Origin of the sequence: Pantoea sp. MBD-2R, assembly GCF_039134845.1 — a bacterium.
Classification (GTDB): Bacteria; Pseudomonadota; Gammaproteobacteria; order Enterobacterales; family Enterobacteriaceae; genus Erwinia.
In genome coordinates this window covers 2961297-2986626 of the sequence record NZ_CP152417.1, presented here as the reverse complement: position 1 = coordinate 2986626, position 25330 = coordinate 2961297, and the positions used below count along the sequence as shown (strand labels likewise).

The following is a 25330-nucleotide window of genomic DNA, read 5'->3' as shown; positions in this document are numbered from 1 at the left end:
CTGAAAAATGAACTAACCGTCGCCTTTGTGCGTCGGTTATTTTTTTTGCCAGAAAAAAACTTTTGCCAAAGAGGCCGGTTTAAAACCGGATAGATACACTTTTTACACACATTCGTGTCATGTTGAGGAAAAGAACGATGGGGCAACACTTTATTTCTCCGGTCGCAGCCGGGCAGCACCTTCGCGATGACTACGGCGCCGTTGCAGGTTTCACCTTCATACCTGCCTGCCAGTCTGTTACCCCGATTAAGAAAAATGTTCGCACGACGCGAAGTTTCCCTGTGGTTCAACCCAGAAAGGTTGACGCTATGGGGAGGCTGAATCATGTCGCATAATACCCAGACCTCTGCGGCACGTCCGCACCTGAAAAAAACGCTAACTTTGATGCCTGTAGTCATGATGGGCCTGGCTTATATGCAGCCAATGACCCTGTTTGATACCTTTGGCATCGTCTCTGGCCTGACCGACGGTCACGTAGCCACGGCTTACGCGTTTGCTCTCATTGCGATCCTGTTTACTGCGCTGAGCTATGGCAAGCTGGTACGCCGCTTCCCGTCTGCTGGCTCGGCCTACACGTACGCCCAGAAAGCAATCAGCCCACACGTTGGGTTTATGGTTGGCTGGTCGTCGCTGCTCGATTATCTGATCATGCCGATGATCAATATCCTGCTGGCAAAAATTTATTTTGAAGCCCTGGTGCCCGGCGTTCCTTCCTGGATCTTCGTGGTATTACTGGTTGGTTTTATGACGCTTTCCAACCTGAAAGGCATTAAAACCGTCGCCAATTTCAACAGCATCATTGTTGTGCTGCAAATGGCGGTGATGATCGCTATCACCGGTATGGTGATTTATGGCGTCAGCCATGGAGAAGGCGCGGGTACGCTGGCGAGCAGCAAACCTTTCTGGTCTGAACACGCGCAGGTTGTGCCAATGATTACCGGTGCGACGATTCTGTGCTTCTCGTTCCTCGGTTTTGACGGCATCAGCTCGCTGTCTGAAGAGACGAAAGACGCAGGCCGCGTCATCCCGAAAGCGATTTTCCTGACTGCCCTGATTGGTGGCGTGATCTTTATTGTGGTGTCCTATTTCTTACAGCTCTATTTCCCGGACATTTCACGTTTCAAAGATCCAGATGCATCGCAGCCGGAAATCATGCTTTACGTGGCGGGTAAAACCTTCCAGTTCGGCATTCTGATTTTCTCCTGCATCACCGTACTGGCTTCAGGTATGGCCGCACATGCTGGCGTCTCTCGTCTGATGTATGTAATGGGCCGTGATGGCGTGTTCCCGGAGCGTTTCTTCGGCTACGTCCACCCTAAATGGCGCACGCCGGCACTGAACGTACTGCTGGTCGGCGTGGTCGCGCTGTCTGCAATCAGCTTCGACCTGGTCACGGCAACGGCGTTGATTAACTTTGGTGCGCTGGTGGCGTTTACCTTTGTTAACCTGTCGGTGATTTCGCAGTTCTGGATCCGCGAAGGCCGTAACAAGACGCTGAAAGACAACATCAACTTCCTGCTGCTGCCGCTGTGTGGCGCACTGACAGTGGGTGCATTGTGGATTAACCTGGAAGAGAGTTCGATGATCCTCGGCCTGGTTTGGGGTGCCATCGGCCTGGTTTATCTGGCTGTTGTTACGCACCGCTTCCGCAAGCCGGTCCCGCAGTGGACTGAAGAGCCAATGTAAACGGCTAAAAGAAAAGGGCGCTTCGGCGCCCTTTTTTAATGTCTCAGGAAACCAGCTCACGGGCGTAGTCGAACAGCGCCTTCAGCTGGGCCATCTTCGCTTTGTCACCTTCATACTGATTAAACAGCATCTCCAGCTCCTGCACGTAATCCTGCACTCTCTGCGGGTTCAACATCTCACGACGATGCGCCAGCCAGCGGTTTTGCTCGGCTTCATCAAGGGTTCCCGGGTAGTTGCGTGCGCGGAAGCGGAACAGCAATTTATCAATGCGGGCATCGTTGAACGTCAAATCCAGCGCCGGCAGGTTCTCCGGCGCGGTCTGCCGGATAATGTTCATCGCGGAACGATCCGCATCGCTGAAGAAGCCATCGTAGAGCTGCGCATCCACATCCTCTGACGCAACAAACGGTTCGGCTTCGGCAAACAGCGTCACCACTTTCTCCCGAATTTCCGGATGCTGGCGCAGCAGTGCCAGATTATCCAGACAGCGCTGACGATCGATGCCTAAACGCTCAGCATCTTCCGGGCGCAGGGTATTTGCCGGTGCGACCACCGGACACTTATTGATATGCATCAGCTTGATGGGGACGGGTAACGCGTCACCCAAATCTTCCCGGCGAGTGTATAACCGCTCGCGCAGCGCATCGGCATCCAGCTCCAGCAGCGGTGAGATGTCCTGAGCCAGATCGCAGGTAATCAATGCGTTTTTATTATCGGGATGCCAGGCCAGCGGGGCAATCCAGCTGGTATTACCGCGAAATGCGCCGAACATGCCAGAGATATGCACCAGCGGTTTCATCTGTGGGATATCGATCAGGGTCATGATTTTTTGCTTGTTGCGATGGCTGAACAGGAAATCGTACAGGCGCGGCTGCTTTTCCTTCACCCGTTTCGCCATAGCGATAGTGGCATAAACATCTGACATCGCATCATGCGCATTTTCATGCGCGACGCCGTTGGCTTTGGTCAGATGCTCCAGACGAAAGCTCGGAAAGCCGTCATCGTTTTCCGGCCACTCAATGCCTTCCGGGCGCAACGCGTAGCAGGCGCGCATAACGTCCAGCAGATCCCAGCGGCTGTTGCCGTTTTGCCAGCTCCAGCCATAGGGATCGTAAAAGTTGCGATACAGCAGGTTTCGCGTCACTTCATCATCAAAGCGGACGTTGTTATAACCCACGATGCAGGTATTGGGTTCGCTAAAAAGCTGGTGAATACGCTGGGTAAAAGCCGCCTCGCTGATGCCTTTTGCCTGTGCCAGCTGCGGCGTAATGCCGGTGATCATCACCGCTTCCGGCTGCGGAAGGTAATCGTCGGCAGGCTGGCAGTAAAACACTTCCGGTTCGCCGATGATGTTGAAATCCATATCCGTGCGGATCCCGGCAAACTGCGCGGGTCGGTCCAACGACGGGCTTTTGCCGAAGGTTTCATAGTCGTGGAAAAGGAACGTAGGGGGGGAAGTTTCGCGTTTCACTGGCTGACATCCGGATAAAAGAAAATATCTCTGTATGGTAAAGCATTTAGCTATCGGCCTGAAGCTTTTGCCGTCGACGTGTTCCTGGAGAGAGGGCACAAATTAATTCTCTGAAAATTAATATTTTCTTGCACTTTTTTAGCGATTTATGGCATCGAATCCCGTACAACAGGCTGGTTTTTTTATCTGTTTATTGAGGATTTTCCGTTGAAGAAGCGTCGGCTCGTAAGTTTCACTCTGGTTCTGGCTTTTGCCTCTGTGGCGCACGCCGAGGATAACCCACTCGCTTTCCCGCTGACGCCACCGGCGATTGATGCGGCTTCCTGGGTATTGATGGACGCCACGACGGGGCAGGTGCTGACGCAGGGCAACGCTGATGAGCGCCGCAATCCGGCCAGCCTGACTAAACTGATGACCGGCTATGTGGTCGACCGGGCGATTGACGCTAAGCACATTACGCGCGATGACATGGTGACGGTAGGAAAGGATGCCTGGGCTGCGGGGAATCCGGTGTTTAAAGGCTCCTCACTGATGTTCCTCAAGCCGGGTGAAAAAGTCTCGGTACGCGATCTCAGCCGCGGAGTGATTATCGATTCCGGTAACGACGCCTGCGTGGCGCTGGCGGATTACGTAGCAGGAAGCCAGGCGGCGTTCGTCGATCAGATGAACCAGTATGTACAGAAGCTGGGCCTGACCAATACCCATTTCGAAACGGTTCACGGTCTGGATGCGCCAGGACAATACACCACGGCAGGCGATCTGGCGAAGCTTTCGCGCGCGATCATTTTTGGCGAACCGGATTTCTATCAGATGTATAGCGAGAAATCGCTGTCGTGGAACGGCATCACTCAGCAAAATCGTAACGGTTTGTTATGGGATAAAACGTTGCACGTGGACGGCCTGAAAACTGGCCATACGGAAAGCGCGGGCTATAACATTATCGCCTCCAGCGTGGATGGGCAGCGTCGTCTGATTGCCGTCGTAATGGGCGGGAAAAGTTCCAAAGGGCGTGAAGAACAGGCTCGCAAACTGTTGCTCTGGGGACAAAACAATTTTGATACCGTGCAGCTGTTCCATGCGGGCAAGGAAATCGGACATGAAAATGTCTGGTACGGTAATCCCCATCGGGTTTCCGTGGGCAGTGATAAAGATGTCTATCTGTCGTTACCGCGCGAAGATGTAAAGAGAATCAAAGCGAAGTACGTGATTGAACGCAAGGATCTGGCCGCGCCGCTGAAAGCGCACGAGCAGGTGGGAACTATCCAACTGGTTGACGGGGATAAGCAGCTCGCTTCATATCCGCTGGTAACGCTTCAGGCCGTTGACGAAGCCGGTGTCATTACCCGCATCAGCGATTTTATCAAACAGAAGCTGTAACTCTCCCGGGCGGCTTCTCAGAAAGCCGCCCCTCGCCATTCGGCATTTTTCGGCTCCTTTCTGTTGGTTTTATGTTGAGGGTGTTATTCCACTGTTAGCAGTAAAAAATAGTGGCGGAAAAAATGCGCTATGCCCCGTACAGCGGGCCTGACATAGGGTATGATGCCCGGCGATCCTTAACCGCCTTCTGGAGATCTCTGTGCGTCCCGACAAGCCGTTATCGGCCTTTGAATTCACCCTCTATCGTAACTACCGTACGGTCCACGGCATTCGCATTGCGCTGGCATTTGTACTGACCTTTCTGCTGGTCCGCCTGCTCGCTATCCCGGAAGGAAGCTGGCCGCTGATTACGCTGGTCGTGGTGATGGGGCCGATTTCATCATGGGGAAACGTTTTTCCCCGCGCCGTACAGCGCATTGGCGGAACCCTCTTCGGCTCTGTCTCCGGGCTGATTGCCCTGAAGCTGGAGCTTTACTCCCTGCCGATTATGCTGGGCTGGTGCACGCTGGTGATGTTTCTCTGTGGTTTTCTGACCATGGGAAAACATCCTTATATGGCATTGCTGATCGGCATTACGTTGGCGGTAATTTGCGGCGCGCCGCCGGGCGACATGACCACGGCGCTGTGGCGCGGCGGCGACGTTATTCTTGGTTCGATTCTGGCGCTGCTGTTTACCAGCATTTATCCGCAAAAAGCCTATATTCACTGGCGCATCAAACTGTCGGACTCGTTGCTTGAAACAGCAAAAATTTATCATGCTGGCTTTTCCCCTAATCTGGTTGAGAAACCCCGTCTGACGCAACCTCTGCAACGGTTGCTCACTGGCGTAGTGAAAATGCGCTCGCTTATTGAGCCTTCCAGTAAGGAAACACGGATACCGCGCTCGGTATTTGAAGGGATCCAGACTATTAACCGCAATATGGTTTGTACCCTTGAACTTCAGCTCAATGCCTGGTGGTCATCCCGTGAAAGCCTGCTGATTATGCTTAATGCGCCTGCGCTGAAACGCACCCAGCAAATGACGGAAAATACGCTGCGGGCGCTGTCGTCGGCTGTGGTTGAAGGCAGTACGGAAAAAATCTCCGCCAACAGTGCCGAACTGGCCGAAATCACCCGGGAACTGCGTCAGTTGATCCGAGAGTCTGACAGCGATGAGCGGGTTGAAACGCCGATTCATGGCTATGTCTGGCTGAGTCTGGAAATGGTCGGTCAGCTCGAAAGGCTGTCGGATCTGATGCGGCTGGTGCTGCGTAAATAAGCGATTTGCAACAACTTATCGCGAAAAAGGGCGGTTCGCGGTAAGATATTCTCAGTCCGACTCTACAATTTGAAAATTGCGATCGGCCATGTAAGCCGAGCGCTACGATAATAACGCCTGCGCAGGCAGGCCTAAACGAAAGGTGTCTCCATGGAAAATGCAAAGCAGTCATTTCAGGACGTACTGGAGTTTGTACGGATGTTCCGCCGCAAGAACAAATTGCAGCGTGAGATCCATGATATCGAGAAAAAGATTCGTGATAACCAGAAACGTGTTCTGCTGCTGGATAACCTCAGTGAATACATCAAGCCTGGCATGAGCGTTGAAGCCATCCAGGAAATCATCGCCAGCATGCGTAGCGACTACGAAGATCGCGTGGATGATTACATCATCAAAAACGCCGACCTCTCCAAAGAGCGTCGCGAGCTGTCGAAAAAACTGAAGGCGCTGGGCGAAACCAAAGCGCAATAATCTGCGGCCGGGCAATACTGAAGGGCGAACAAAGCTCGCCCGATAACGACGGGCATTGTGCAGGCACGAGGAACACAGGCCGTCCACAAAGACGCAAAAAACGGCATCCTTGCCAGCTCGACCTGGGCCGTCCATGGCCCAGGACGCTTTGTTCCAGACCTGTGTACCTCATGCTTTGAGTTGCCAGCAGTCGGAGGGCGAACAACGATCGCCCCTGGTTATTTAAGCCCTTCCACTCGCTGCGCCAGACGGCGTAACTCGCCAGCAAGATCGCTGGCTCTGGCCTGAGGCTCTCTTCGCGGCGCTGTCGTCTCGCGAACCACCAGCCTGGTGGCGAACGGCTGCAACAGCGCTACTTCTTTCTGCTGCGTCAGCTTCTCTACCAGCCAGTCCACGCTTCGTTCTCCGAGTTGTGCAAAATCCTGGCGGACAGTCGTTAGCGGCGGCTGATACCAGGCGCTTTCAGCCGTATCGTCATAGCCAATAATAGAGATATCGTCAGGAATACGCAGGCCGGCCTGATGTAGCGCCCGCAACGCGCCCAGCGCCATCTGATCGTTCGCCACCAGTAATGCCTCCGGTAAACCCCGTTCAATTAAATTCGTCACAGCCTGAAAGCCCGACTGCGCGCTCCAGTCACCGTTCATTACCGAATGGGGGGCGAGCTGATGCGCCTGCAAGACCTTCAGCCAGCCCTGATGGCGGGCCTGCGCGGCGACAGACTCTTCTGGCCCATTCAGCAGGGCGATCTGGCGATGGCCCAGCGACAGCAGATGCTCAACGCCCTGGCGCGTTCCGGCCTGCGCGCTGAACTGGCAGAAAGCTACCGGGGCATCTTCAGGGACATCAAGAAACAGGCAGGGAAGGGCGGCCGTAGCCTCGATGCGACTGGCCGTGGCGCTCTCCAGCGGCAGATTAATCAGTAGCGCATCCACACGCTGTGCCATCAGCTCCTGCACCGCGCCCTCAGCCCCTTTGTCTCCGGCCATCGCCACCACCAAACGGTAGTTCAGGGCGCTGGCACGTTGCTGAATGGCAGAGGCAATCTGCGCGGGCGCTGATAATGCCAGATCGCTGGTGGCCAGCCCGAGCGTGCGTGAGCGTTTTCCCGCCAGCTGCTGGGCCAGACTGTTTGGCACATAGTTCAGCTCGGCCATCGCCGCTTCGATTTTAAGGCGGGTGCGCTCCGCCACGCTTGCTGAATGATTAATGACGCGCGAAACGGTCTGATAAGAGACGCCCGCGGCGGCAGCGACATCGGCCAGGGTATGAGTCCGGGGTTTCATGGTTTCTCCTGAGGGTAGCCGTTGCAGTGTAACAATAAACGCGAACCGAATGCGCAACCCTCTGCTGGCTAATAAAATCTGAAAGCGCGCGGCAAAAAAATTAATTTTTGCCGCCGGAGCGCCACCAGCGGCAGAACCACACTTTTCGTCAATAAAAAGACTTTGCATAACGGCCGTGCTTTAACCATCATCAGGTAAGTCTATTTACCTCATTTTAGCTGGAATTATCTTGCAAAACTTCAGAGTCTCTCTGCTGCAGGCTGTTAAACGTTCCGCGTGGTATCCCAAAAGACGTTCTTACCGCGTGCTGTTCTGGCGCGAAATCACGCCGCTGGCGGTACCGATTTTTTTTGAGAACCTCTGCGTCCTGTTAATGGGCGTATTGAGCACCTTTCTGGTCAGCTGGCTGGGCAAGGAAGCGATGGCGGGCGTTGGGCTGGCCGACAGCTTCAATATGGTGATCATCTCCTTCTTTGCCGCCATCGACTTAGGCACCACGGTGGTGGTGGCGTTCAGCCTGGGTAAGCTAAACCGGGAACGCGCTCAGGCTGCGGCCCGACAGTCGCTGGTATTGATGACGATATTTGCCGTGCTGCTGGCAATTGGCATTGAGTTCTTCGGCGAACAGATTATTGATGTCATAGCCGGCAACGCCGAACCGACGGTGAAGGCGCTGGCTCTGAGCTATCTGAATATTACCGCCTGGAGCTATCCGGCAGCGGCGATTGCGCTGATTGGCTGCGGCGCTTTACGCGGCGCGGGCAATACGAAAATCCCGATGCTGATTAACGGCGGGATGAACATCCTGAACATCATTATCAGTACCGTACTGATTTATGGCTGCTTTTCCTGGAAAGGCATGGGGTTCGTCGGCGCCGGGCTTGGCCTGACCATTGCCCGCTATATTGGCGCGGCGGCGGTAATATACGTGCTGGCGATTGGCTTTAACCCGAAGCTAAAAATTACCCTCAAAAGCTATTTCAGCAAGCTCAATACCGGCATTTTAATGGAAGTGCTGGGCATTGGCGTGCCTGCCAGCATTGAATCCGTGCTGTTTAACGGCGGCAAACTGCTCACACAGGTTTTTGTCGCGGGTATGGGAACCGATGTGATTGCCGGTAACTTTATCGCCTTCTCGATAGTTTCTCTGATTAACCTGCCGGGTAACTCGCTCGGTTCCGCTTCTACCATCATCGTCGGCACGCGATTGGGTAAAGGGCAGCTGGGGCAGCCAGAGAGACAGCTGCGGCATATTTTCTGGCTCTCAAGCATTGGGCTTTGCGCGCTGGCGGCGCTGACCGTGCCGTTCGCCGGGCTGCTGGCGTCGTTTTATACTCGCGATGCAGAAGTTATTCACGTGGTCAAAGTGCTGGTCTGGCTGAACGCGGCGTTTATGCCGTTCTGGGCCGCTTCATGGGTGCTGCCTGCTGGGCTGAAAGGCGCGCGCGACGCAAGATTTACGATGTGGGTTTCGCTACTCGGAATGTGGGGATGTCGTATCGTTGCGGGTTATACGCTCGGCGTGCTGTTAGGATTTGGCGTGGTGGGGATCTGGCTGGGCATGTTTTTGGACTGGATTGTGCGTGGTATTTTCTTCTACCGCCGCATGGACAGCGGCCGCTGGCTGTGGAAATACGCCCCCAAAACTGAACAACCCGCGAGCAATCTGGCGTTATCAAAAAATAAGATCCGGGAATAGCTATGCACTCTTCTTCATCCAGGGATACGGAATCCCTGTTTCAGCACCGCTCTTTTGTGACGTTCTGGCTGGCGCGCACCAGCTCCAGTTTTGGTTTTCAGATGTTGTCGATTGCGGTGGGCTGGCAAATTTACGCCATAACCGGCCGGGCGTTTGATCTGGGGCTGATTGGCCTGGCGCAGTTCCTCCCCGCCGTGCTGCTCGCGCTGCCCGCTGGACACGTCGCTGACCAGTTCGATCGTCGCCGTGTGGTGCTGTTCGGTCAGTTAACCGAATGGCTGGCGATTGTGGTGCTGGCAGCCCTGACGCTGATGCACAGAACCGACGAGTTGGTCATCCTCGGCCTGATCTTTATCCTCTCCATTGCCCGTACGCTGGAAGCGCCCGCGCTTCAGTCGATGCTGCCCGCGTTAGTCCCTCCACGCATGCTGGCGCGCGCCACGGCAGCTAACGCGGCGTCCATGCAGACTGCCTCAATGCTCGGCCCGGCGCTGGGCGGTTTCCTCTACGTGGCGGGACCGGGTGCGGTTTATATCGTCACCGGACTGCTTTATCTGATCTCCGTGGTGATGGTCAGCCTGCTGCGCTATGAGCAGGCACCGCCGGCCCGCACGCCGGCAACGTTCGCCAGCGTCTTTGCCGGCGTACGGTTTATTCGCAACCGTCCCGATGTATTAGGCGTGATCTCTTTAGACCTTTTTGCCGTTTTGCTGGGCGGCGCAACGGCGCTGCTGCCGATTTTCGCCAAAGATATTCTGCACACCGGTCCCTGGGGCCTGGGGTTACTGCGTGGCGCACCGGCCGTGGGCGGATTGCTGGTTGGGTTCTGGCTCAGCCGGCGCTCGCTGGAGCGCAACGTGGGAATGATCATGTTTGCTTCCGTCGCCGGATTCGGCATGGCAACGCTAATCTTTGCGCTGTCAAAAGAGCTGTGGCTGTCGATCCTGGCACTCTTTGCGCTGGGCGGTTTCGATATGGTCAGCATGGTAATCCGTGGATCGCTGGTACAGCTGGATACGCCAGATGAGATGCGTGGGCGCGTCAGTGCGGTAAACTCCATCTTCATCAACACCTCCAATCAGCTCGGTGAATTTGAATCCGGCATGCTGGCAGCATGGATGGGCGCGGCACCCGCAGCGGCGCTCGGTGGCATTGGCACGCTGATTGTGGTGGGCTTATGGATGGCGTGGTTCCCCAGCCTGCGACGTCGTCAGCGTCTGCATAACGAACCCGTTATCGAAGATATTAAAGCAGGGTAAATTCCTGCGGGCTTCAGGGCAGAGCAATTCTGTTCTGAAGCCTTTTTAACCACGCCTGCCGGTTTACTCTCTCCCAACGCCTTTGCTCCCCACAACCCGCCTGTTGATGAAAATGAGTGCCGCTCATCTCTCACTGTTTATCCGGGAAAACACCGGAAAAATCTGATGCCGACCTGCCTGCCACAAAACGGTAAAAATGATAACTATTTCTGATTGCAAATGAAAACCATTATCAATAAACTGAGCGTCATGCAATTTCAGAATCACTGTTTTACCATTATTTACATAGGGTTATAGGTATGGCTGGCGATTGGGAAAAAGAGGGTGATGCCTGGTGGCAGCAAAAAATAGAGCAGGGGCTGCCGTTCGTCGTCAGGGAAGGCAATATTTGCACCGTCACATTTTACTGGCGAGACCCGGCTGGTACTGAACGCACGTCGTCAATCCGTCATGTCTGGATCTATATCACTGGCGTTACCGATCATCACCAGCAGCGCGCGCCGCAGAGCTTGCAGCGTATTGCCGGCACCGATATCTGGCAATGGCAGGTTCGCCTCAACGCCAGCTGGCGCGGCAGCTATTGCCTGATCCCTTCCAGTGAGGTGCAGGACTTTACCGCCGCCGCGCTGCAAAACCCGCCTGACCGCCAGGCGCTGCGCGAAGGCTGGCGCAAGCTTCTGCCTCAGGCAATTGCCGATCCGCATAACGTGAATAGCAGCTGGCGAGGGGGGCGGGGCCATGCCGCTTCGGCACTGCATTTGCCGCTGGCACCGCTGCAAAACGGCTGGGACACGCAGGAAACGGTCGATTTTGACGCGCCTCGCTGCGTGCAATGGAACAGCCAGCGATTGGGTAATCAACGCCGCGTCTGGATTTTCACTACCGGCGAAGGCCAGCCCGAACAGCGTCCGTTAGCGATTTTGCTGGATGGTAAATTCTGGGCTGAACAGCAGCCGGTATGGCCTGCCTTGCAGCGTGAAACCAATAACGGTCATCTGCCGCCGGCGGTGTATTTACTGATCGACGCTATCAGTACGGAAAATCGCGGGCAGGAGCTGACCTGTAACCCGGATTTCTGGCTGGCGGTGCAGGAAGAGCTGCTGCCGCTGCTGACATCGCAGGTCGCCTGGCGCAATGAGGCGGCCACCACCGTCGTCGCCGGGCAGAGCTTCGGTGGACTTTCTTCATTATACGCGGGCCTGCACTGGCCTGAGCGCTTTGGCTGCGTACTGAGCCAGTCGGGATCCTTCTGGTGGCCTAACCGCCAGCAGGCCGATAAGGCAGGCTGGTTAATTCAACAAATTACCGATGGGCTGGGCGACGGCAGCCGATTACGTATCTGGCTGGAAGCGGGCCTGCGCGAGCCGCTGATCCTGCAAGCCAATCAGCGTCTTTATCCGCTGTTGCAAAAAGCCGGTCTGACTACCCGTTATCGTCTGTTTGACGGCGGGCATGATGCCCTGTGCTGGCGAGGCGGCCTGATCGACGGCCTGACCGAACTCTGGCAGCCCGTCAGGCGATAAAACCGGCATCGAGAGGAGCCTGATATGGAGTACAGCAATCCCTTTGATCATCCTGAGGGACTTTTTATCATCCTGCAAAACTCGCGTGAACAATACAGCCTCTGGCCCGCGCATTGCGCACTGCCGCCTGGCTGGCAGGTGATACGCGGGCCTGAAAGCCAGCAGGCCTGCCAGCACTGGCTGGAAACAAACTGGCGCAGTTTAACCCCGGCTGAAGTGAGTACCACGGCCTCTGAGAACCCATCCTGGGGTGAGTAGAATGAGCGAATTAGTTGTGAAAAAAGCAGAAGTGAAAACCCGTATGCCGCTGGTGGCGGCGCAGCCAGGGATCTGGATGGCTGAACAGCTGTCGCCCGTGGCGAATGCGTGGAGCGTGGCTCACTATGTGGAACTTAACGGCGCGCTGGATGCGTCGCTGCTTTGCCGGGCGGTGGTCAGCGGAATGACGGAAGCCGATACGCTGCGGATGCGTTTTGATTTTGAAGACGGCGTGCCCATGCAGTGGGTTGATGCGGACTGTACCTTTGCCTCGCCCCAGCGCTACGATCTGCGCGCGGAGAGCGATCCCGCTGCTGCCGCGCTGGCGTTGATGCAGCAGGATCTGGCAGGCGATTTACGCATCAACAGCGGCAGCGCGCTTTATCATCACGCTATTTTCCGGCTGAGCGACACGCGCTGGTTCTGGTATCAGCGTTTTCACCACCTGGTTGTTGATGGCTTCAGTTTCACCGCGATCACCCGCCGCATCGCCGAAATTTATACCGCGCTCGTCGCTAATCGTCAGCCAGCTCCCACGCCCTTCGTGCCGTTTAGCGAAGTGGTGGAAGAGTACGACCGCTACTCTTCTTCGCCGACCTGGCAGCGTGACGCCGCTTTCTGGCAGGAGCAGGCGCGTGCGCTGCCCATGCCTGCCACGCTTTCGCCGCTGCCGCTAAGCGGTTCTGTCGCGACCACCAGGCTTGTCCGGCAGAGCTTACAGTTTGACCGGGACGATTTCCGCAAACTGATGACCCAAAGCGAGCAGACCGAAGCGGATATGGCGCTGGCGCTGATCGCGCTCTGGCTGGGACGTCTTTGTGGGCGCACCGATTACAGCGCCGGTTTCATCTTTATGCGTCGCCTGGGATCGGCAGCCTTAAGCACCACCGGACCGGTGCTGAATGTGTTACCTGTTGGCGTCAGAATTGCTGCGGACGCCACGCTGCCGCAGCTGGCTTCAGCGCTGTCGAAGCAGCTGAAAAAGGTGCGTCGCCACCAGCGTTACGATGCCGAACAGATCCAGCGTGATATCGGGCAGCTCAGCGAGCCGCTGTTCGGCCCGGTGATCAATCTGAAAATGTTCGACTACCAGTTGAATTTTGCCGGAATCGAAGGGATCACTCATCAGCTGGCCTCGGGGCCGGTGCGGGATCTGGAAATCGCGCTCTATCTGGACGAAGAAGGCAATGTCTCGCTGGAGATGCTGGCGAATGCCGAACGCTATGATGCACAAACGCTGCAACAGCACCTGAACCGCCTGCCGCTGCTGTTACGTCAGTTTGCCGCCGATGCCGGGCTGAAATGTGCCGAAGCGCAGCTGCTGCATCCGCATGAAAACCGGCTGCTGCAACAGGTTAACGCGACGGCGATGCCGGTCCCGCAAACCACGCTCAGTAGTCTGATCCGCCTGCAGGCACAGCGCACGCCGCATGCTGCCGCGCTGGCGGATGAGCATCATCAGTTCAGCTACCAGCAGATGCGTCAGCAGGTAACTGCGCTGGCCGCAGAGTTAACCGCGAGAGGCGTGCAGCCGGGTGATATTGTTGCCGTAGCCTTACCGCGTTCGGTATTTCTGTCGCTGGCGTTGCAGGCCATCGTGGAGCTGGGCGCAGCCTGGCTGCCGCTGGATACGGGCTATCCCGATGACCGTCTGACCATGATGCTGGAAGATGCCAGCCCACGCTTATTGATCACCACCGAATCGCAGCTGGGCCGCTTCAGCCATCTTAATAACCTGCCACGTTTCTGCTATCACCAAACGCTGCCGGTGACCTCAGCCCCTCTGGAAGATCGTTCCCGACCGCAGCATACGGCCTATGTGATTTACACTTCCGGCTCAACCGGCAGGCCGAAAGGGGTGATGGTTGGACAGCAAGCGATCGTCAACCGACTGTTATGGATGCAGGATCATTACCCCCTGACTGAACGCGATGTCGTGCTGCAAAAAACACCCTGTAGCTTTGACGTGTCGGTGTGGGAATTCTTCTGGCCGCTGCTGGTTGGCGCAAAACTGGTGATGGCTCCGCCAGAAGCGCACCGCGACCCTGAAGCGCTCCAGCAGCTGTTCAGCCGTTATCGCGTCACCACCACGCACTTTGTGCCTTCCATGCTGGCGGCATTTGTCGCCGCGCTAAGTGACGACGATGCGGTGGCGCAGTGCGCCTCGTTACGCAGAGTTTTCTGTAGCGGTGAAGCGCTGCCGGCCGGGCTGTGCCGCCAGTGGGAGAACAAAACCGCGGTGCCTTTACATAACCTCTACGGCCCCACTGAAGCTGCCGTGGATGTCAGCTGGTATCCCGCTTATGGCGACGCGCTGCGCAAAGTGACCGGCACCAGCGTGCCGATTGGTTATCCGGTCTGGAATACCGGGCTGCGCATTCTGGACAGTAATATGCAGCCCGTGCCGCCGGGCATTGCCGGAGACCTTTATCTGACCGGCGTGCAGCTTGCGCAAGGGTATCTGGCGCGAGCCGATCTGACCGCCAGCCGCTTTATCGCCGATCCTCAGTGTGCGGGCGAACGCATGTACCGCACCGGCGACGTTGCCCGTTGGTTGGACGACGGTGCGGTAGAATATCTCGGGCGCAGCGACGATCAGCTGAAGATCCGCGGCCAGCGTATTGAGCTGGGTGAAATCGATCGGGTAATGAGCTCGCTGGATGGTGTGGAGCAGGCGGTCACGCACGCCTGTGTGCTGGGCAAAAGCAGCGGCGACGGCGATCAGCGACAGCTGGTAGGCTATGTCATGTCGAAAGGGGAAACGCTGAATACCGCTGCGCTGCGCGAAACGCTTGGCGGGCTGCTTCCTGCACATATGGTGCCGGCGATCGTGATGCAGATTGACGCTTTCCCACTCAGTGCCAACGGCAAGCTGGATCGCAAGGCGCTGCCGTTGCCACAGCTTGCTTCAGCTGCCGCCGGACGTGCGCCAGAGCCAGGCATCGAAACCACCGTGGCCGAAGCCTTTGCCCGCCTGCTGGCGTGTGAGATCAATTCGATAAACGATGATTTCTTTGCGCTTGGCGGCCATTCTCTGCTGGCGATGCGCCTGGCGGTCGATCTCCGTCGCCGTCTCGACAGGCCTGTCACCGTCGGGCAGGTGATGGTGGCTTCCACCGTGGGTGCGCTGGCGGAACAGCTAAGCCGCAATCAGAGTGAAGAAGAGGTGAACCGCGCCGGTATGGATACGCTGTTGCCATTGCGCACGGGGACCGGGCCCACGCTGTTCTGCTTCCATCCCGCCTCCGGTTTTGCCTGGCAGTTCAGCATTTTACAGCGCTATCTGGACGCTCGCTGGTCGTTGATGGGCATTCAGTCACCGCGTCCTTCAGGCCCGATGCAGCAGGCAAACGACCTGGATGATATGTGCGAACGCCACCTTGCCACGCTGCGCGAGCAGCAGCCGCATGGCCCTTACTATCTGATGGGCTACTCCCTGGGCGGCACGCTGGCGCATGCGATTGCCGCGCGTTTGCAGGCCGCAGGCGAGAAAGTGGCTTTCCTTGGACTGCTGGATACCTGGCCGCCGGAAACGCAAAACTGGTCGCAGGAAAATGAACTTGATGAGGAGGTGCTGGAGGAGATCAACCGTGAACGCGAGGCGTTTATGGCCGCACAGCAGGGGCTGAGAGCGTCACTGGAGGCCGATCGCAGCGGCGATTTGTTCAGCACTATCGAAGGCAACTATGCCGATGCGGTCAGGCTGCTGTCGACGGCGAAAAGCCGCCGCTTTAACGGTGAAGCCACGCTGTTTGTGGCACAACAAACGCTGAAGCCGGGGCTGGATCCCCAGCAGGCCTGGGCGCCCTGGATCGGCAATCTACAGACATGGACCGTCGACTGCGCGCATGTGGACATCATTACCGCCGAGGCATTTACCCATATTGGTCCGCGCCTTAACGAACTGCTTAACAAGAAAATTTAATGAAACAACAATCTTTTATGCTCAGTCTCAGCTTGCTGAAGACACATCCGGCATTTCGGGCGGTTTTTATCGCCCGGTTTATCTCCATTTTATCTCTGGGCTTGTTGGGCGTTGCCGTACCGGTACAGATTCAGTTTATGACCGGTTCATCTTTACAAGTGAGTCTCGCGGTGACGCTGACCGGGATAGCGCTGTTTACCGGCCTGATGATGGGCGGCGTGCTGGCCGACCGTTATGAGCGCCGCAGGCTGATCCTGTTTGCCCGTTCAACCTGTGGCCTCGGCTTTATTGGTCTGTGCATCAATGCTGCGCTGCCGCATCCTTCGCTGTCGGCAATTTATCTGCTCGGGGTGTGGGATGGGTTCTTCGGCGCGATAGGCGTTACCGCGCTGCTCTCTGCCACGCCAGCACTGGTGGGGCGCGAAAACCTGATGCAGGCGGGCGCGATAACGATGCTGACGGTGAGGCTGGGCGCGGTCATTTCACCGATGCTGGGCGGTGTGCTGCTGGCTTCCGGCGGGGTGGTCTGGAATTTTGGCCTGGCCGCAGCAGGAACGTTTATTACGCTCATTCCGTTACTGCGTCTGCCGTCACTTCCGCCACCTCCCCAGGCGAAGGCCAGGCCGTTCGCCGCACTGACAGAAGGATTCAAATTTCTGCTCAGCCACCGGTTAATTGGCGGCGTAGCGCTGACTGGCGCGCTGGTCACGATGGCAACGGCAATCCGCGTGCTCTATCCGGCACTGGCGATCCGCTGGGAGATGAGCGCACAGCAAATTGGCCTGCTTTACGCCGCCGTACCGCTCGGCGCGACGGCCGGTGCGCTGACCAGCGGCAACCTGGCCAGCCATTCCCGTCCGGGCCTGGTGATGTTGTTAACTGCGGTGGGATCGCTGCTCGCGGTTGGGCTGGCAGGGCTGATGCCTCACTGGGCTGCTGGGGCGCTTTGCCTTGCGTTGTTTGGCTACCTGAGCGCGCTGAGTGCGCTGTTGCAATACACGCTGATCCAGACGCTGACCCCGGACAACATGCTGGGACGAGTGAACGGCCTGTGGACCGCGCAGAATGTGATGGGCGATTCGCTGGGCGCATTAATGCTGGGCACAATGACCGCCGTGATGATGCCTGCCACTGCGGCCAGCGGCGGCGGCCTGGGATTAGCCTTAATTGCGCTGGGCCTGGCTGTTTCGCTTCGCTCGCTCCGGCATTACCGTAAGCCGGACGCGGTGCAACAGGCAGAACCCGTTACCGGAAAATAGCCAGCGCTGACCGGCTGCTGAAATTTCCCGTCTGCAACATAAACGTGCGGTTAATGCGCGGCGTTGCGGCGTGGATACAGAAGCGCTTTTAAACATTTTGTCATGTCTTGACATTACAAAAAATTTACTTAAAGTTACGACCTGATAATGAAAATGATAATCATTATTATCCCTTTTATCATTATGGCTGGAGATCGTTATGGAGACGCTTAGCGCTGATGAACGCAAGACCTCATCAGTACCTCTCTCTCAGGAGAGCTTTTTCTTCGCATCGCCGTGGAAAAGCCTGATTACCCATGGCCGCTTTGCCACGCTGGCGTGTCCGGCCGCAGACGGCGGTGATATCAACGGTAATTTTCAGCAGCAGGTGTGCCGCGCTTTTGCCGCGGCAAAAGAGAAGGGCATTCAGCGCCCGGTACTGGTAGGCGCGATTCCGTTCGATACGCGTAAACCTTCCGCGCTGTTTATTCCTGAGCGTTGCGAAGAGTTTTCCCGCCAGCAACGCTTGCAGGCAGCCGGGCAGGCCGCGGTCGGCATCGATCCGGTCATTAGCTCCCGGCAGGCCATCCCGGAAAAAGAACAGTTTATGGCGATGGTGGCGCGTGCGGCCGAAGCGACCTCGCAGCCCGATCTCGACAAAGTGGTGCTGTCACGCCTGATTGACATCACTACCGAAGAGCCCGTGGATGCGCCAGCGCTGATGGATCGGCTGATCGCCATGAATCCAACCAGCTACCACTTCCACGTGCCGCTGGCGGATGGCAGTACGCTACTGGGCGCAAGCCCGGAGCTGCTGCTGCGTAAGTCTGGCGACACCTTCTCCTCGCTGCCGCTGGCCGGTTCGGCCCGTCGCGATCGCAGTAATGTCGGTCTGGATCAGGCTATCGGCGAGCGGCTGATGTATTCCCAGAAAGATCGCTATGAGCATCGTCTGGTGACCAGCGCCATGCACGATGTACTCAAGCCTCGCAGCAAATATCTGGCCGTACCGGATAAGCCGGAGCTGATCACCACCTCAACCCTGTGGCACCTGGCTACGCCGATTGAAGGCAAGGTGAGCAACGAGCGCGAAACGGCGCTGTCGCTGGCATGCCTGCTGCATCCAACGCCTGCGTTAAGCGGCTTCCCGAACGCGCTGTCAAGGCAGTGGATCGAGGAACTGGAACCTTTCGATCGCGAGCTGTTTGGTGGCATGGTCGGCTGGTGCGATGAAGAAGGCAACGGCGAATGGGTGGTCACTATTCGCTGCGGCACGCTTGCCGGAAAACGTATTCGCCTGTTTGCGGGGGCCGGCATCGTTCCGGCTTCTTCGCCAGAATCAGAATGGCAGGAAACCGGCGTTAAACTCAGCACCATGCTGCAAGCTTTTGGGCTGAAATAAGGACATTGACATGACAATTTCATATTCACGCTGGCCGGCCGATCTGGCCGCCCGCTATCGCGAAAAAGGTTACTGGATCGATCTGCCGCTGACGGACATCCTCAGCCGCCACGTAGTTAGCGAACAGATCGCGCTGATCGATGGCGATCGTCAGTTCAGCTATCAGCAGCTGGAAGCAGACGCTACCCGCCTGGCCGCCGCCTTGCAGCGCCGTGGCCTGCGCTGCGGCGATACCGCCCTGGTGCAGCTGGGCAACGTGGCTGAATTCTATATCACGCTGTTTGCCTTATTAAAAATCGGCGTGGCGCCGGTTAACGCGCTGTTCAGCCATCAGCGCCAGGAACTGGACGCCTACGCCAGCCAGATCGAACCCGCGCTGCTGATTGCCGATCGCCAGCACGCGCTATTTGCTGGCGACGACTATTTACAGCAGATGCGTCAGAACTGCCCGTCACTGCGCGAAGTGGTATTGAATAACGCCCGCGAAGGCGACGTTTCGTTGCAGGAGCTGATTGCGGAACCGGAAGATAACTTTATCGCCGTGCCTTCGGCCAGCGAAGAAGTGGCCTTCTTCCAGCTTTCCGGCGGCAGCACCGGGACGCCTAAGCTGATCCCGCGCACCCACAACGACTATTACTACAGCATTCGCCGTAGCGTGGAAGTGTGTGGTTTCGACCGTCAGACCCGCTACCTTTGCGCGCTGCCTGCTGCACATAACTATCCGCTCAGCTCGCCTGGCGCTTTCGGCGTCTTCTATGCTGGCGGCTGCGTAGTGCTGGCGAGCGATCCGAGCGCCAATCTCTGTTTCCCGCTGATCGAAAAACACCAGATAACGGCGACGGCGCTGGTGCCGCCGGCGGTTAGCCTGTGGCTACAGGCGATTGCCGAATGGGGCAGCAACCGCGCGCTGAGTTCTCTGCAATTACTTCAGGTTGGCGGCGCACGGTTAAGCGAAGCGCTGGCGGCACGTATTCCGGCGGAAATCGGCTGCCAGTTGCAGCAGGTGTTTGGCATGGCGGAGGGGCTGGTGAACTATACCCAGCTGGACGATGACGAATGGCACATGTTTTCCACCCAGGGCAAGCCAATGAGCCCGGACGATGAAGTCTGGGTAGCCGATGAGCAGGGCAATCCGCTGCCGCGTGGCGAAACCGGCCGTCTGATGACGCGGGGGCCGTACACCTTCCGGGGCTACTATCGCAGCCCGGAACACAATGCAAAATCCTTTGATGCCAACGGCTTCTACTGCTCGGGCGACCTGATTTCCATCACCGAAGATGGCTATATCTGCGTGCAGGGCCGTGAAAAAGATCAGATCAACCGTGGCGGCGAAAAAATCGCAGCGGAAGAGATTGAAAACCTGCTGCTGCGCCATGAAGCGATTTTGCATGTGGCGCTGGTCTCGATGGAAGACAGCCTGCTGGGTGAGAAAAGCTGTGCCTTTGTGGTGGGCAAACGCCCGGTGCGGGCCGTAGAGATCCGTCGCTACCTGCGCGAACTTGGCGTGGCGGACTACAAACTGCCGGATCGCATTGAAACCGTTGAAAAGCTGCCGCTAACGCCGGTTGGCAAAGTCGATAAAAAATTACTGCGTGAGCAGCTGGCCGCGCGTCAGCTGACTCATTGATGACTGGAGAAATTATGTCTATTCCTGCACTGAAAGCCTATGCACTGCCTGCCGCCGCCGATTTACCGGAAAACAAAGTGAGCTGGACGTTTGAACCGTCACGCGGCGCGCTGCTGATCCACGATATGCAGAACTACTTCATTAATTTCTGGGGTGAAGATTGCCCGATGATCAAGCAGGTCATCAGCAACATTGCGGCGCTGCGTGAATACTGCAAGCAGAACGGCATTCCGGTTTATTACACCGCGCAGCCGAATCACCAGAGCGATAAAGATCGCGCGCTGTTGAACGACATGTGGGGGCCGGGCCTTAACAAGCATCCTGAGCAGCAGAAAGTGGTTGCTGAGCTGGCACCGGATGAGCACGATGAAGTGCTGGTGAAATGGCGTTACAGCGCCTTCCACCGTTCTCCGCTGGAGCAGCACCTGAAAGAAACCGGTCGCGATCAGCTGATCATCTGTGGCGTTTATGCTCACATTGGCTGTCTGACCACGGCAATTGACGCGTTTATGCGTGACGTGCAGCCGTTTATGGTGGCGGACGCGCTGGCTGACTTCAGCCGTGAGGAGCATCTGATGGCGCTGAAATATACCGCAGGTCGTGCCGGTAAAGTGGTCACTACCGACGAGCTGCTGCCGGTGCCTCAGAGCCTGGCACATCTGCGCGCGCTGGTTCAGCCCATGCTGGACGAGGACGAAACGCCTGAAGATGACGAAAACCTGATCGATTACGGTCTGGATTCAGTCCGCATGATGGCGCTGGCGGCACGCTGGCGCAAAGTCTACAGCGATATCGATTTTGTCATGTTAGCCAAAAACCCCACGCTGGCGGCATGGTGGACGTTGCTTTCGCGGGAGCGTCAGGCATGAGTTTGAGCCAGGACTTCAGCGGCAAAACTGTTTGGGTAACCGGTGCCGGTAAAGGCATTGGTTATGCCACCGCGCTGGCGTTTCACGAGGCCGGCGCGAAGGTGACGGGGCTGGATCTTGCGTTTCAGCATGAATATCCTTTCCGCACGCAACAGCTGGACGTAGCCGATGCTGCACAGGTGCAAGCCGTGTGCCAGCAGCTGTTGCAGGAGACGCCACGGCTGGACGTGCTGGTCAATGGTGCCGGGATCCTGCGGATGGGGCCAACTGACCAGCTGGCGCTCGCCGACTGGCAGGCGGTGATGAATATCAACGTCGGCGGCGCGTTCAACCTGTTTCAGCAAACCATGCCGGTTTTCCGCGAGCAGCGCAGCGGAGCAATAGTCACTATCGGCTCCGATGCGGCACACTGTCCGCGGATCGGGATGTCAGCTTACGGCGCATCAAAAGCGGCATTGCGCAGCCTGAACCAGACGGTTGGGCTTGAGCTGGCGCAGTATGGCGTGCGCTGTAACATGGTGTCGCCAGGCTCGACCGATACCGACATGCAGCGCACGCTGTGGACCAGCCCGGACGCGGAGCAGCAGCGCATTCGCGGTTTTGCCGAGCAGTTCAAGCTGGGTATCCCGTTGGGAAAAATCGCCCGGCCACAGGAAATCGCCAACACTATCCTGTTCCTGGCATCCGATCTGGCCAGCCATATTACGCTTCAGGACATCGTCGTGGACGGTGGCACAACGCTGGGTGCTTAACATGCAGGATGACACTATCTGGAAACGCCAGCTCACGCTTGATGAGCTGAACGCCATGGTCGGCGAGTCGATGATTAGCCATCTTGGCATGCGGTTTAGCCATATTGGCGATCGCAGTCTGGAAGCGACCATGCCGGTTGATGAACGCACGCGGCAGCCGTTTGGCCTGCTGCATGGCGGCGCCTCGGCGGCGCTGGCAGAAACGTTAGGATCGATGGCGGGTTATCTGGCCAGCCGGGAAGGGCAATGCGTGGTTGGCACCGAGATCAGCGCCAGCCATCACCGGGCAGTGACCAGCGGCCTGGTCAAAGGCGTTTGCCAGCCGCTGCATCTTGGAAAGAACCAGCAGGTTTGGGAAATCGCCATTTACGATGCGCGGGAGCGACGCTGCTGCACTGCCCGATTGAGTACGGCACTGCTGGGATAGAAAAATACCGGCGCGCGGTGCCCGATAAAGCCAGCGCGCCTTTTTAGCCATACCTTTAATTCAGTTACATGGAGAGAGTATGAATTTAGTTAGCCGTGGAAAAGGCATTTCCCTTCTGGCTTTGGCCTTGTTTGCCGCTGCGTTACCTGCTCACAGTGAAACAGCCGCGCCGCTGCGTGCACCTGTCGCGAAGGGCGTTTACGAACTGGCCTTTAGCCCGTCGCAAAAAGCGCTGTATGTGGCAACTTCGCAAAGCCGTCAGAGCGACAAGGGCGGTGTGGTTTATCGTCTTGATCCGCAAACCCTGGCGATAACACAGGCGATCCATAACGATCTGAAGCCTTTCGGCACCGCGATCAACAATAAAACCGACACGCTCTTTGTGGGCAATACCCTCAACAGTGCGGTGACGGCCATTGATGTGAAAAGTGGCGATGTAAAAGGACGCGTGGTGCTGGATAAACGTCAGCGCAGGGAGAATGTGCGTCCGCTGGCACCGCGTGAGCTGGCCGTGGATGAAAATACCAATACGCTCTACGTCATTGGCGTAGGTGAGGACAGCCAGATTTGGGCCGTGGATGGCGACACCCTGGCAGTGCGCCACACCTTCACCGATATCGGTAAACGTGCGACCGCGCTGGCGGTGGATGCGGCCGCGCATCGCCTCTACACCGTTAGCGGCAACAACGAGCTGCTGACTTTCGATACCGCCAGCAACACGCTGCTGTCGCGCACGAAACTGGTTGAGGAAGGAGAACACTTCTTCCTGAATATCAGCCTGGATGCGGCCACGCATCGTGCGTTTATTACCGACTCCAAACAGCCGCAGCTGCTGGTGGTGGATACCCAGACCGGCAAAGTGCTGCAAAAAGTCGAGGTGCCAAAATCGCTGGCTGTGCTGTTTAATCCGCAGCGCAATGAAGTTTACGTTACCCATCGCGAAGCGGGAGAGGTTAGCGTAATCGATGCGAAAACCTGGAAAGTGCTGAGAACCATTAAGGCACCGACTCATCCAAACAGCCTGGCGCTTTCGCCGGATGGCCAGACGCTTTATATCAGCGTCAAGCAGACCTCCAGCCGTAAGCAGGAAGCGACTTCACCCGACGACGTTCTGCGCGTCGCCCTGTAATCCTGTCCCGGAAGCCTGCGGGCTTTCGGGGTATTTTTAACAGGATCTCCTGATCCACCTCCTGTTTTCAGCCTGCTCCGGCAGCACTCTTTCCTGTGCCTCATCCTGCTTTTGTTTTAGAATCCGTAGTCGTTCAGGCAGTGCTGAATCTCGCTGGCCGCAGGCCCGGCGAGGTGAAAAAAACGGCTTATAAAAGGATGAACGTTATGAAAGAAAGGTTTCCGCAGGGCTTTTTGTGGGGTGGTGCCACCGCCGCAAACCAGGTTGAAGGCGCATTTGATGAAGAGGGGAAAGGACTGTCGATTGTTGATGCCATTCCCGGCGGCAAAGAACGCTTAAAGATTGTTTCCTCTCCCGAATTTGATTTCACGCTCTATCCCGACCGCTACACCTACCCTAATCACAAGGGCATCGATCACTATCATCGCTTCCGCGAAGATATTGCGCTGTTTGCCGAAATGGGTTTCAAATGTTATCGCTTTTCCATTGCCTGGACGCGTATCTATCCAAACGGCGTAGAGCAGCAGCCTAACGAGGCGGGCCTGCGCCATTATGATGAGGTGATTGATACCTGTATTCAGCACGGCATTGAGCCGGTTATTACGCTTTCACATTACGAAATGCCGCTGCATCTGGCCACGGAATATGGCGGCTGGAAGAACCGGGAAGTGATTGGTCACTTCGAGCGTTTTGCCCGTACGGTGCTCGAGCGTTACGGTCATAAAGTTATTTACTGGATGACCTTTAACGAGATCAACAGCGCGGTACATTTCCCAATGATGAGCCAGAGCCTGACGGTGAAAACCGGCGCACTGGACGACCAGGCTAAATTTCAGGCATGGCATAACCAGTTTGTTGCCAGCAGCCTGGCAGTGAAAATCGCGCATGAAACCAATCCAAAAATTCAGATCGGCTGCATGATTATCTATGCCACCGCTTATGCTTACGATTGCGATCCGCTGAATCAGCTGGCCACGCTTCAGGAGATGCAGCTGTTTAACTTTTACTGTGCGGATGTGCAGGCGGGCGGTGAATATCCTTATTATGCTAAACGGCTGTGGCAGTCGCGCAATGTGCAGCTGGACATCCAGCCGGGCGATCTGGCGCTGATAAAAGCGCACACGGTCGATTACATTGGTTTTAGCTATTACATGTCATCAACCATCTATAAAACGAACCCGGAAGCCACGGCTGCCGCTGGCAATCTGCTGGGCGGGGCACGTAATCCGTTCCTCGAAGCCAGCGACTGGGGATGGGAGATCGATCCGGTTGGCCTGCGAATTGGCCTGAACCAGCTCTATGACCGCTATCGTAAACCATTGTTTATCGTTGAAAATGGTCTGGGTGCTATCGACAAGCCGGACGCGCAATTTAATGTTGCCGATGACTATCGCATCAACTATCTGCGTCAGCATATAGCGGCAATGGCGGATGCAATTGAAGATGGGGTGGAGCTGATGGGCTACACCCCATGGGGCTGCATCGACCTGGTGAGCATGTCTACCGGTGAAATGAGCAAACGTTATGGCTTTATCTATGTCGATCTGGATGACACGCTCTCCGGCACCGGCAACCGCTATAAAAAGAACTCTTTTTACTGGTACCAAAAAGTCATTGCCAGTAATGGCAGCGATATAAGCTGATTTTGCAAAACCTTCAGGAGCAGAATTATT

General features: G+C 56.7%; 19 protein-coding genes. 17 read left to right on the top strand and 2 right to left on the bottom strand.

Annotation, left to right across the window (positions count from 1 at the left end; genetic code table 11):
• Positions 1-324 precede the first annotated feature (324 nt).
• Positions 325-1686 carry an APC family permease gene (locus AAGQ96_RS13880; RefSeq protein ID WP_147198783.1) on the top strand — a complete coding sequence of 454 codons (1362 nt, stop codon included), beginning with the start codon at positions 325-327 and terminating at the stop codon, positions 1684-1686.
• Between the two features lie 43 nt (positions 1687-1729).
• Here the strand turns inward: AAGQ96_RS13880 and sbcB are convergent, their stop codons facing one another.
• A complete protein-coding gene (gene sbcB / locus AAGQ96_RS13875; protein ID WP_342753856.1) occupies positions 1730-3157 on the bottom strand; it encodes an exodeoxyribonuclease I in 1428 nt (475 codons plus the stop codon).
• 207 nt (positions 3158-3364) lie between these two features.
• On the opposite strand from sbcB, the gene dacD reads away from it, so the two are divergent.
• The 3 genes from dacD (at position 3365) to AAGQ96_RS13860 (ending at position 6263) form a co-directional block, all read left to right on the top strand.
• On the top strand, positions 3365-4534 hold the full coding sequence (dacD, locus tag AAGQ96_RS13870; RefSeq protein ID WP_342753855.1) for a serine-type D-Ala-D-Ala carboxypeptidase DacD: 1170 nt from the start codon (positions 3365-3367) through the stop codon (positions 4532-4534).
• 199 nt (positions 4535-4733) lie between these two features.
• Positions 4734-5792, top strand: a complete 1059-nt coding sequence (locus AAGQ96_RS13865) for an FUSC family protein (RefSeq protein ID WP_147198780.1) — start codon at positions 4734-4736, stop codon at positions 5790-5792.
• Positions 5793-5942: 150 nt separating this feature from the next.
• The gene (locus AAGQ96_RS13860) at positions 5943-6263 is read left to right on the top strand and encodes a DUF496 family protein (RefSeq protein WP_147198779.1); all 321 of its coding nucleotides are present in this window, start codon (positions 5943-5945) and stop codon (positions 6261-6263) included.
• Between the two features lie 218 nt (positions 6264-6481).
• On the opposite strand, the gene AAGQ96_RS13855 is transcribed toward AAGQ96_RS13860, so the two are convergent.
• Positions 6482-7549 carry a LacI family DNA-binding transcriptional regulator gene (locus AAGQ96_RS13855; protein WP_147198778.1) on the bottom strand — a complete coding sequence of 356 codons (1068 nt, stop codon included), beginning with the start codon at positions 7547-7549 and terminating at the stop codon, positions 6482-6484.
• 211 nt (positions 7550-7760) lie between these two features.
• On the opposite strand from AAGQ96_RS13855, the gene AAGQ96_RS13850 reads away from it, so the two are divergent.
• The 13 genes from AAGQ96_RS13850 (at position 7761) to AAGQ96_RS13790 (ending at position 25300) form a co-directional block, all read left to right on the top strand.
• Positions 7761-9248 (top strand): EmmdR/YeeO family multidrug/toxin efflux MATE transporter, encoded by a 1488-nt coding sequence (locus AAGQ96_RS13850; protein ID WP_147198777.1) that lies wholly within the window; start codon positions 7761-7763, stop codon positions 9246-9248.
• 2 nt (positions 9249-9250) lie between these two features.
• Complete coding sequence (locus tag AAGQ96_RS13845) at positions 9251-10507, top strand: MFS transporter (protein WP_342753854.1); 1257 nt, start codon at positions 9251-9253, stop codon at positions 10505-10507.
• Positions 10508-10806: 299 nt separating this feature from the next.
• Complete coding sequence (gene fes / locus AAGQ96_RS13840; protein ID WP_342753852.1) at positions 10807-12030, top strand: enterochelin esterase; 1224 nt, start codon at positions 10807-10809, stop codon at positions 12028-12030.
• 24 nt (positions 12031-12054) lie between these two features.
• The gene (locus AAGQ96_RS13835; protein ID WP_147198774.1) at positions 12055-12288 is read left to right on the top strand and encodes an MbtH family NRPS accessory protein; all 234 of its coding nucleotides are present in this window, start codon (positions 12055-12057) and stop codon (positions 12286-12288) included.
• Between the two features lies 1 nt (position 12289).
• The gene (locus tag AAGQ96_RS13830) at positions 12290-16213 is read left to right on the top strand and encodes an enterobactin synthase subunit F (RefSeq protein WP_342753850.1); all 3924 of its coding nucleotides are present in this window, start codon (positions 12290-12292) and stop codon (positions 16211-16213) included.
• Positions 16213-17472, top strand: coding sequence for an enterobactin transporter EntS (gene entS / locus AAGQ96_RS13825; RefSeq protein WP_342753849.1), 1260 nt, complete (start codon positions 16213-16215; stop codon positions 17470-17472). The genes AAGQ96_RS13830 and entS overlap by 1 nt, the downstream gene beginning before the upstream one ends.
• Positions 17473-17671: 199 nt before the next feature.
• Positions 17672-18853, top strand: a complete 1182-nt coding sequence (locus tag AAGQ96_RS13820) for an isochorismate synthase (RefSeq protein WP_342753848.1) — start codon at positions 17672-17674, stop codon at positions 18851-18853.
• A 10-nt stretch (positions 18854-18863) separates the two neighbouring features.
• Positions 18864-20480 (top strand): (2,3-dihydroxybenzoyl)adenylate synthase, encoded by a 1617-nt coding sequence (locus AAGQ96_RS13815; protein ID WP_147198770.1) that lies wholly within the window; start codon positions 18864-18866, stop codon positions 20478-20480.
• A gap of 14 nt (positions 20481-20494) precedes the next feature.
• A complete protein-coding gene (locus tag AAGQ96_RS13810) occupies positions 20495-21349 on the top strand; it encodes an isochorismatase (RefSeq protein ID WP_147198769.1) in 855 nt (284 codons plus the stop codon).
• On the top strand, positions 21346-22101 hold the full coding sequence (dhbA, locus tag AAGQ96_RS13805) for a 2,3-dihydro-2,3-dihydroxybenzoate dehydrogenase (RefSeq protein ID WP_342753847.1): 756 nt from the start codon (positions 21346-21348) through the stop codon (positions 22099-22101). The genes AAGQ96_RS13810 and dhbA overlap by 4 nt, the downstream gene beginning before the upstream one ends.
• 1 nt (position 22102) lies before the next feature.
• Positions 22103-22528 (top strand): hotdog fold thioesterase, encoded by a 426-nt coding sequence (locus AAGQ96_RS13800; protein WP_147200642.1) that lies wholly within the window; start codon positions 22103-22105, stop codon positions 22526-22528.
• Positions 22529-22607: 79 nt separating this feature from the next.
• On the top strand, positions 22608-23657 hold the full coding sequence (locus AAGQ96_RS13795) for a YncE family protein (protein WP_342753846.1): 1050 nt from the start codon (positions 22608-22610) through the stop codon (positions 23655-23657).
• 206 nt (positions 23658-23863) lie between these two features.
• Complete coding sequence (locus tag AAGQ96_RS13790; protein WP_147198766.1) at positions 23864-25300, top strand: glycoside hydrolase family 1 protein; 1437 nt, start codon at positions 23864-23866, stop codon at positions 25298-25300.
• Positions 25301-25330 lie beyond the last annotated feature (30 nt).

What these genes read in the sequence shown, in the direction of transcription:
- AAGQ96_RS13795 (WP_342753846.1), top strand. Translation starts at nt 22,608, where the DNA reads ATGAATTTAGTTAGCCGTGGAAAAGGCATTTCCCTTCTGGCTTTGGCC.
- AAGQ96_RS13810 (WP_147198769.1), top strand. Translation starts at nt 20,495, where the DNA reads ATGTCTATTCCTGCACTGAAAGCCTATGCACTGCCTGCCGCCGCCGAT.
- AAGQ96_RS13845 (WP_342753854.1), top strand. Translation starts at nt 9,251, where the DNA reads ATGCACTCTTCTTCATCCAGGGATACGGAATCCCTGTTTCAGCACCGC.
- AAGQ96_RS13855 (WP_147198778.1), bottom strand. Translation starts at nt 7,549, where the DNA reads ATGAAACCCCGGACTCATACCCTGGCCGATGTCGCTGCCGCCGCGGGC.
- AAGQ96_RS13880 (WP_147198783.1), top strand. Translation starts at nt 325, where the DNA reads ATGTCGCATAATACCCAGACCTCTGCGGCACGTCCGCACCTGAAAAAA.
- AAGQ96_RS13835 (WP_147198774.1), top strand. Translation starts at nt 12,055, where the DNA reads ATGGAGTACAGCAATCCCTTTGATCATCCTGAGGGACTTTTTATCATC.
- AAGQ96_RS13830 (WP_342753850.1), top strand. Translation starts at nt 12,290, where the DNA reads ATGAGCGAATTAGTTGTGAAAAAAGCAGAAGTGAAAACCCGTATGCCG.
- AAGQ96_RS13815 (WP_147198770.1), top strand. Translation starts at nt 18,864, where the DNA reads ATGACAATTTCATATTCACGCTGGCCGGCCGATCTGGCCGCCCGCTAT.
- entS (WP_342753849.1), top strand. Translation starts at nt 16,213, where the DNA reads ATGAAACAACAATCTTTTATGCTCAGTCTCAGCTTGCTGAAGACACAT.
- fes (WP_342753852.1), top strand. Translation starts at nt 10,807, where the DNA reads ATGGCTGGCGATTGGGAAAAAGAGGGTGATGCCTGGTGGCAGCAAAAA.
- dhbA (WP_342753847.1), top strand. Translation starts at nt 21,346, where the DNA reads ATGAGTTTGAGCCAGGACTTCAGCGGCAAAACTGTTTGGGTAACCGGT.
- AAGQ96_RS13790 (WP_147198766.1), top strand. Translation starts at nt 23,864, where the DNA reads ATGAAAGAAAGGTTTCCGCAGGGCTTTTTGTGGGGTGGTGCCACCGCC.
- AAGQ96_RS13820 (WP_342753848.1), top strand. Translation starts at nt 17,672, where the DNA reads ATGGAGACGCTTAGCGCTGATGAACGCAAGACCTCATCAGTACCTCTC.
- AAGQ96_RS13800 (WP_147200642.1), top strand. Translation starts at nt 22,103, where the DNA reads ATGCAGGATGACACTATCTGGAAACGCCAGCTCACGCTTGATGAGCTG.
- AAGQ96_RS13860 (WP_147198779.1), top strand. Translation starts at nt 5,943, where the DNA reads ATGGAAAATGCAAAGCAGTCATTTCAGGACGTACTGGAGTTTGTACGG.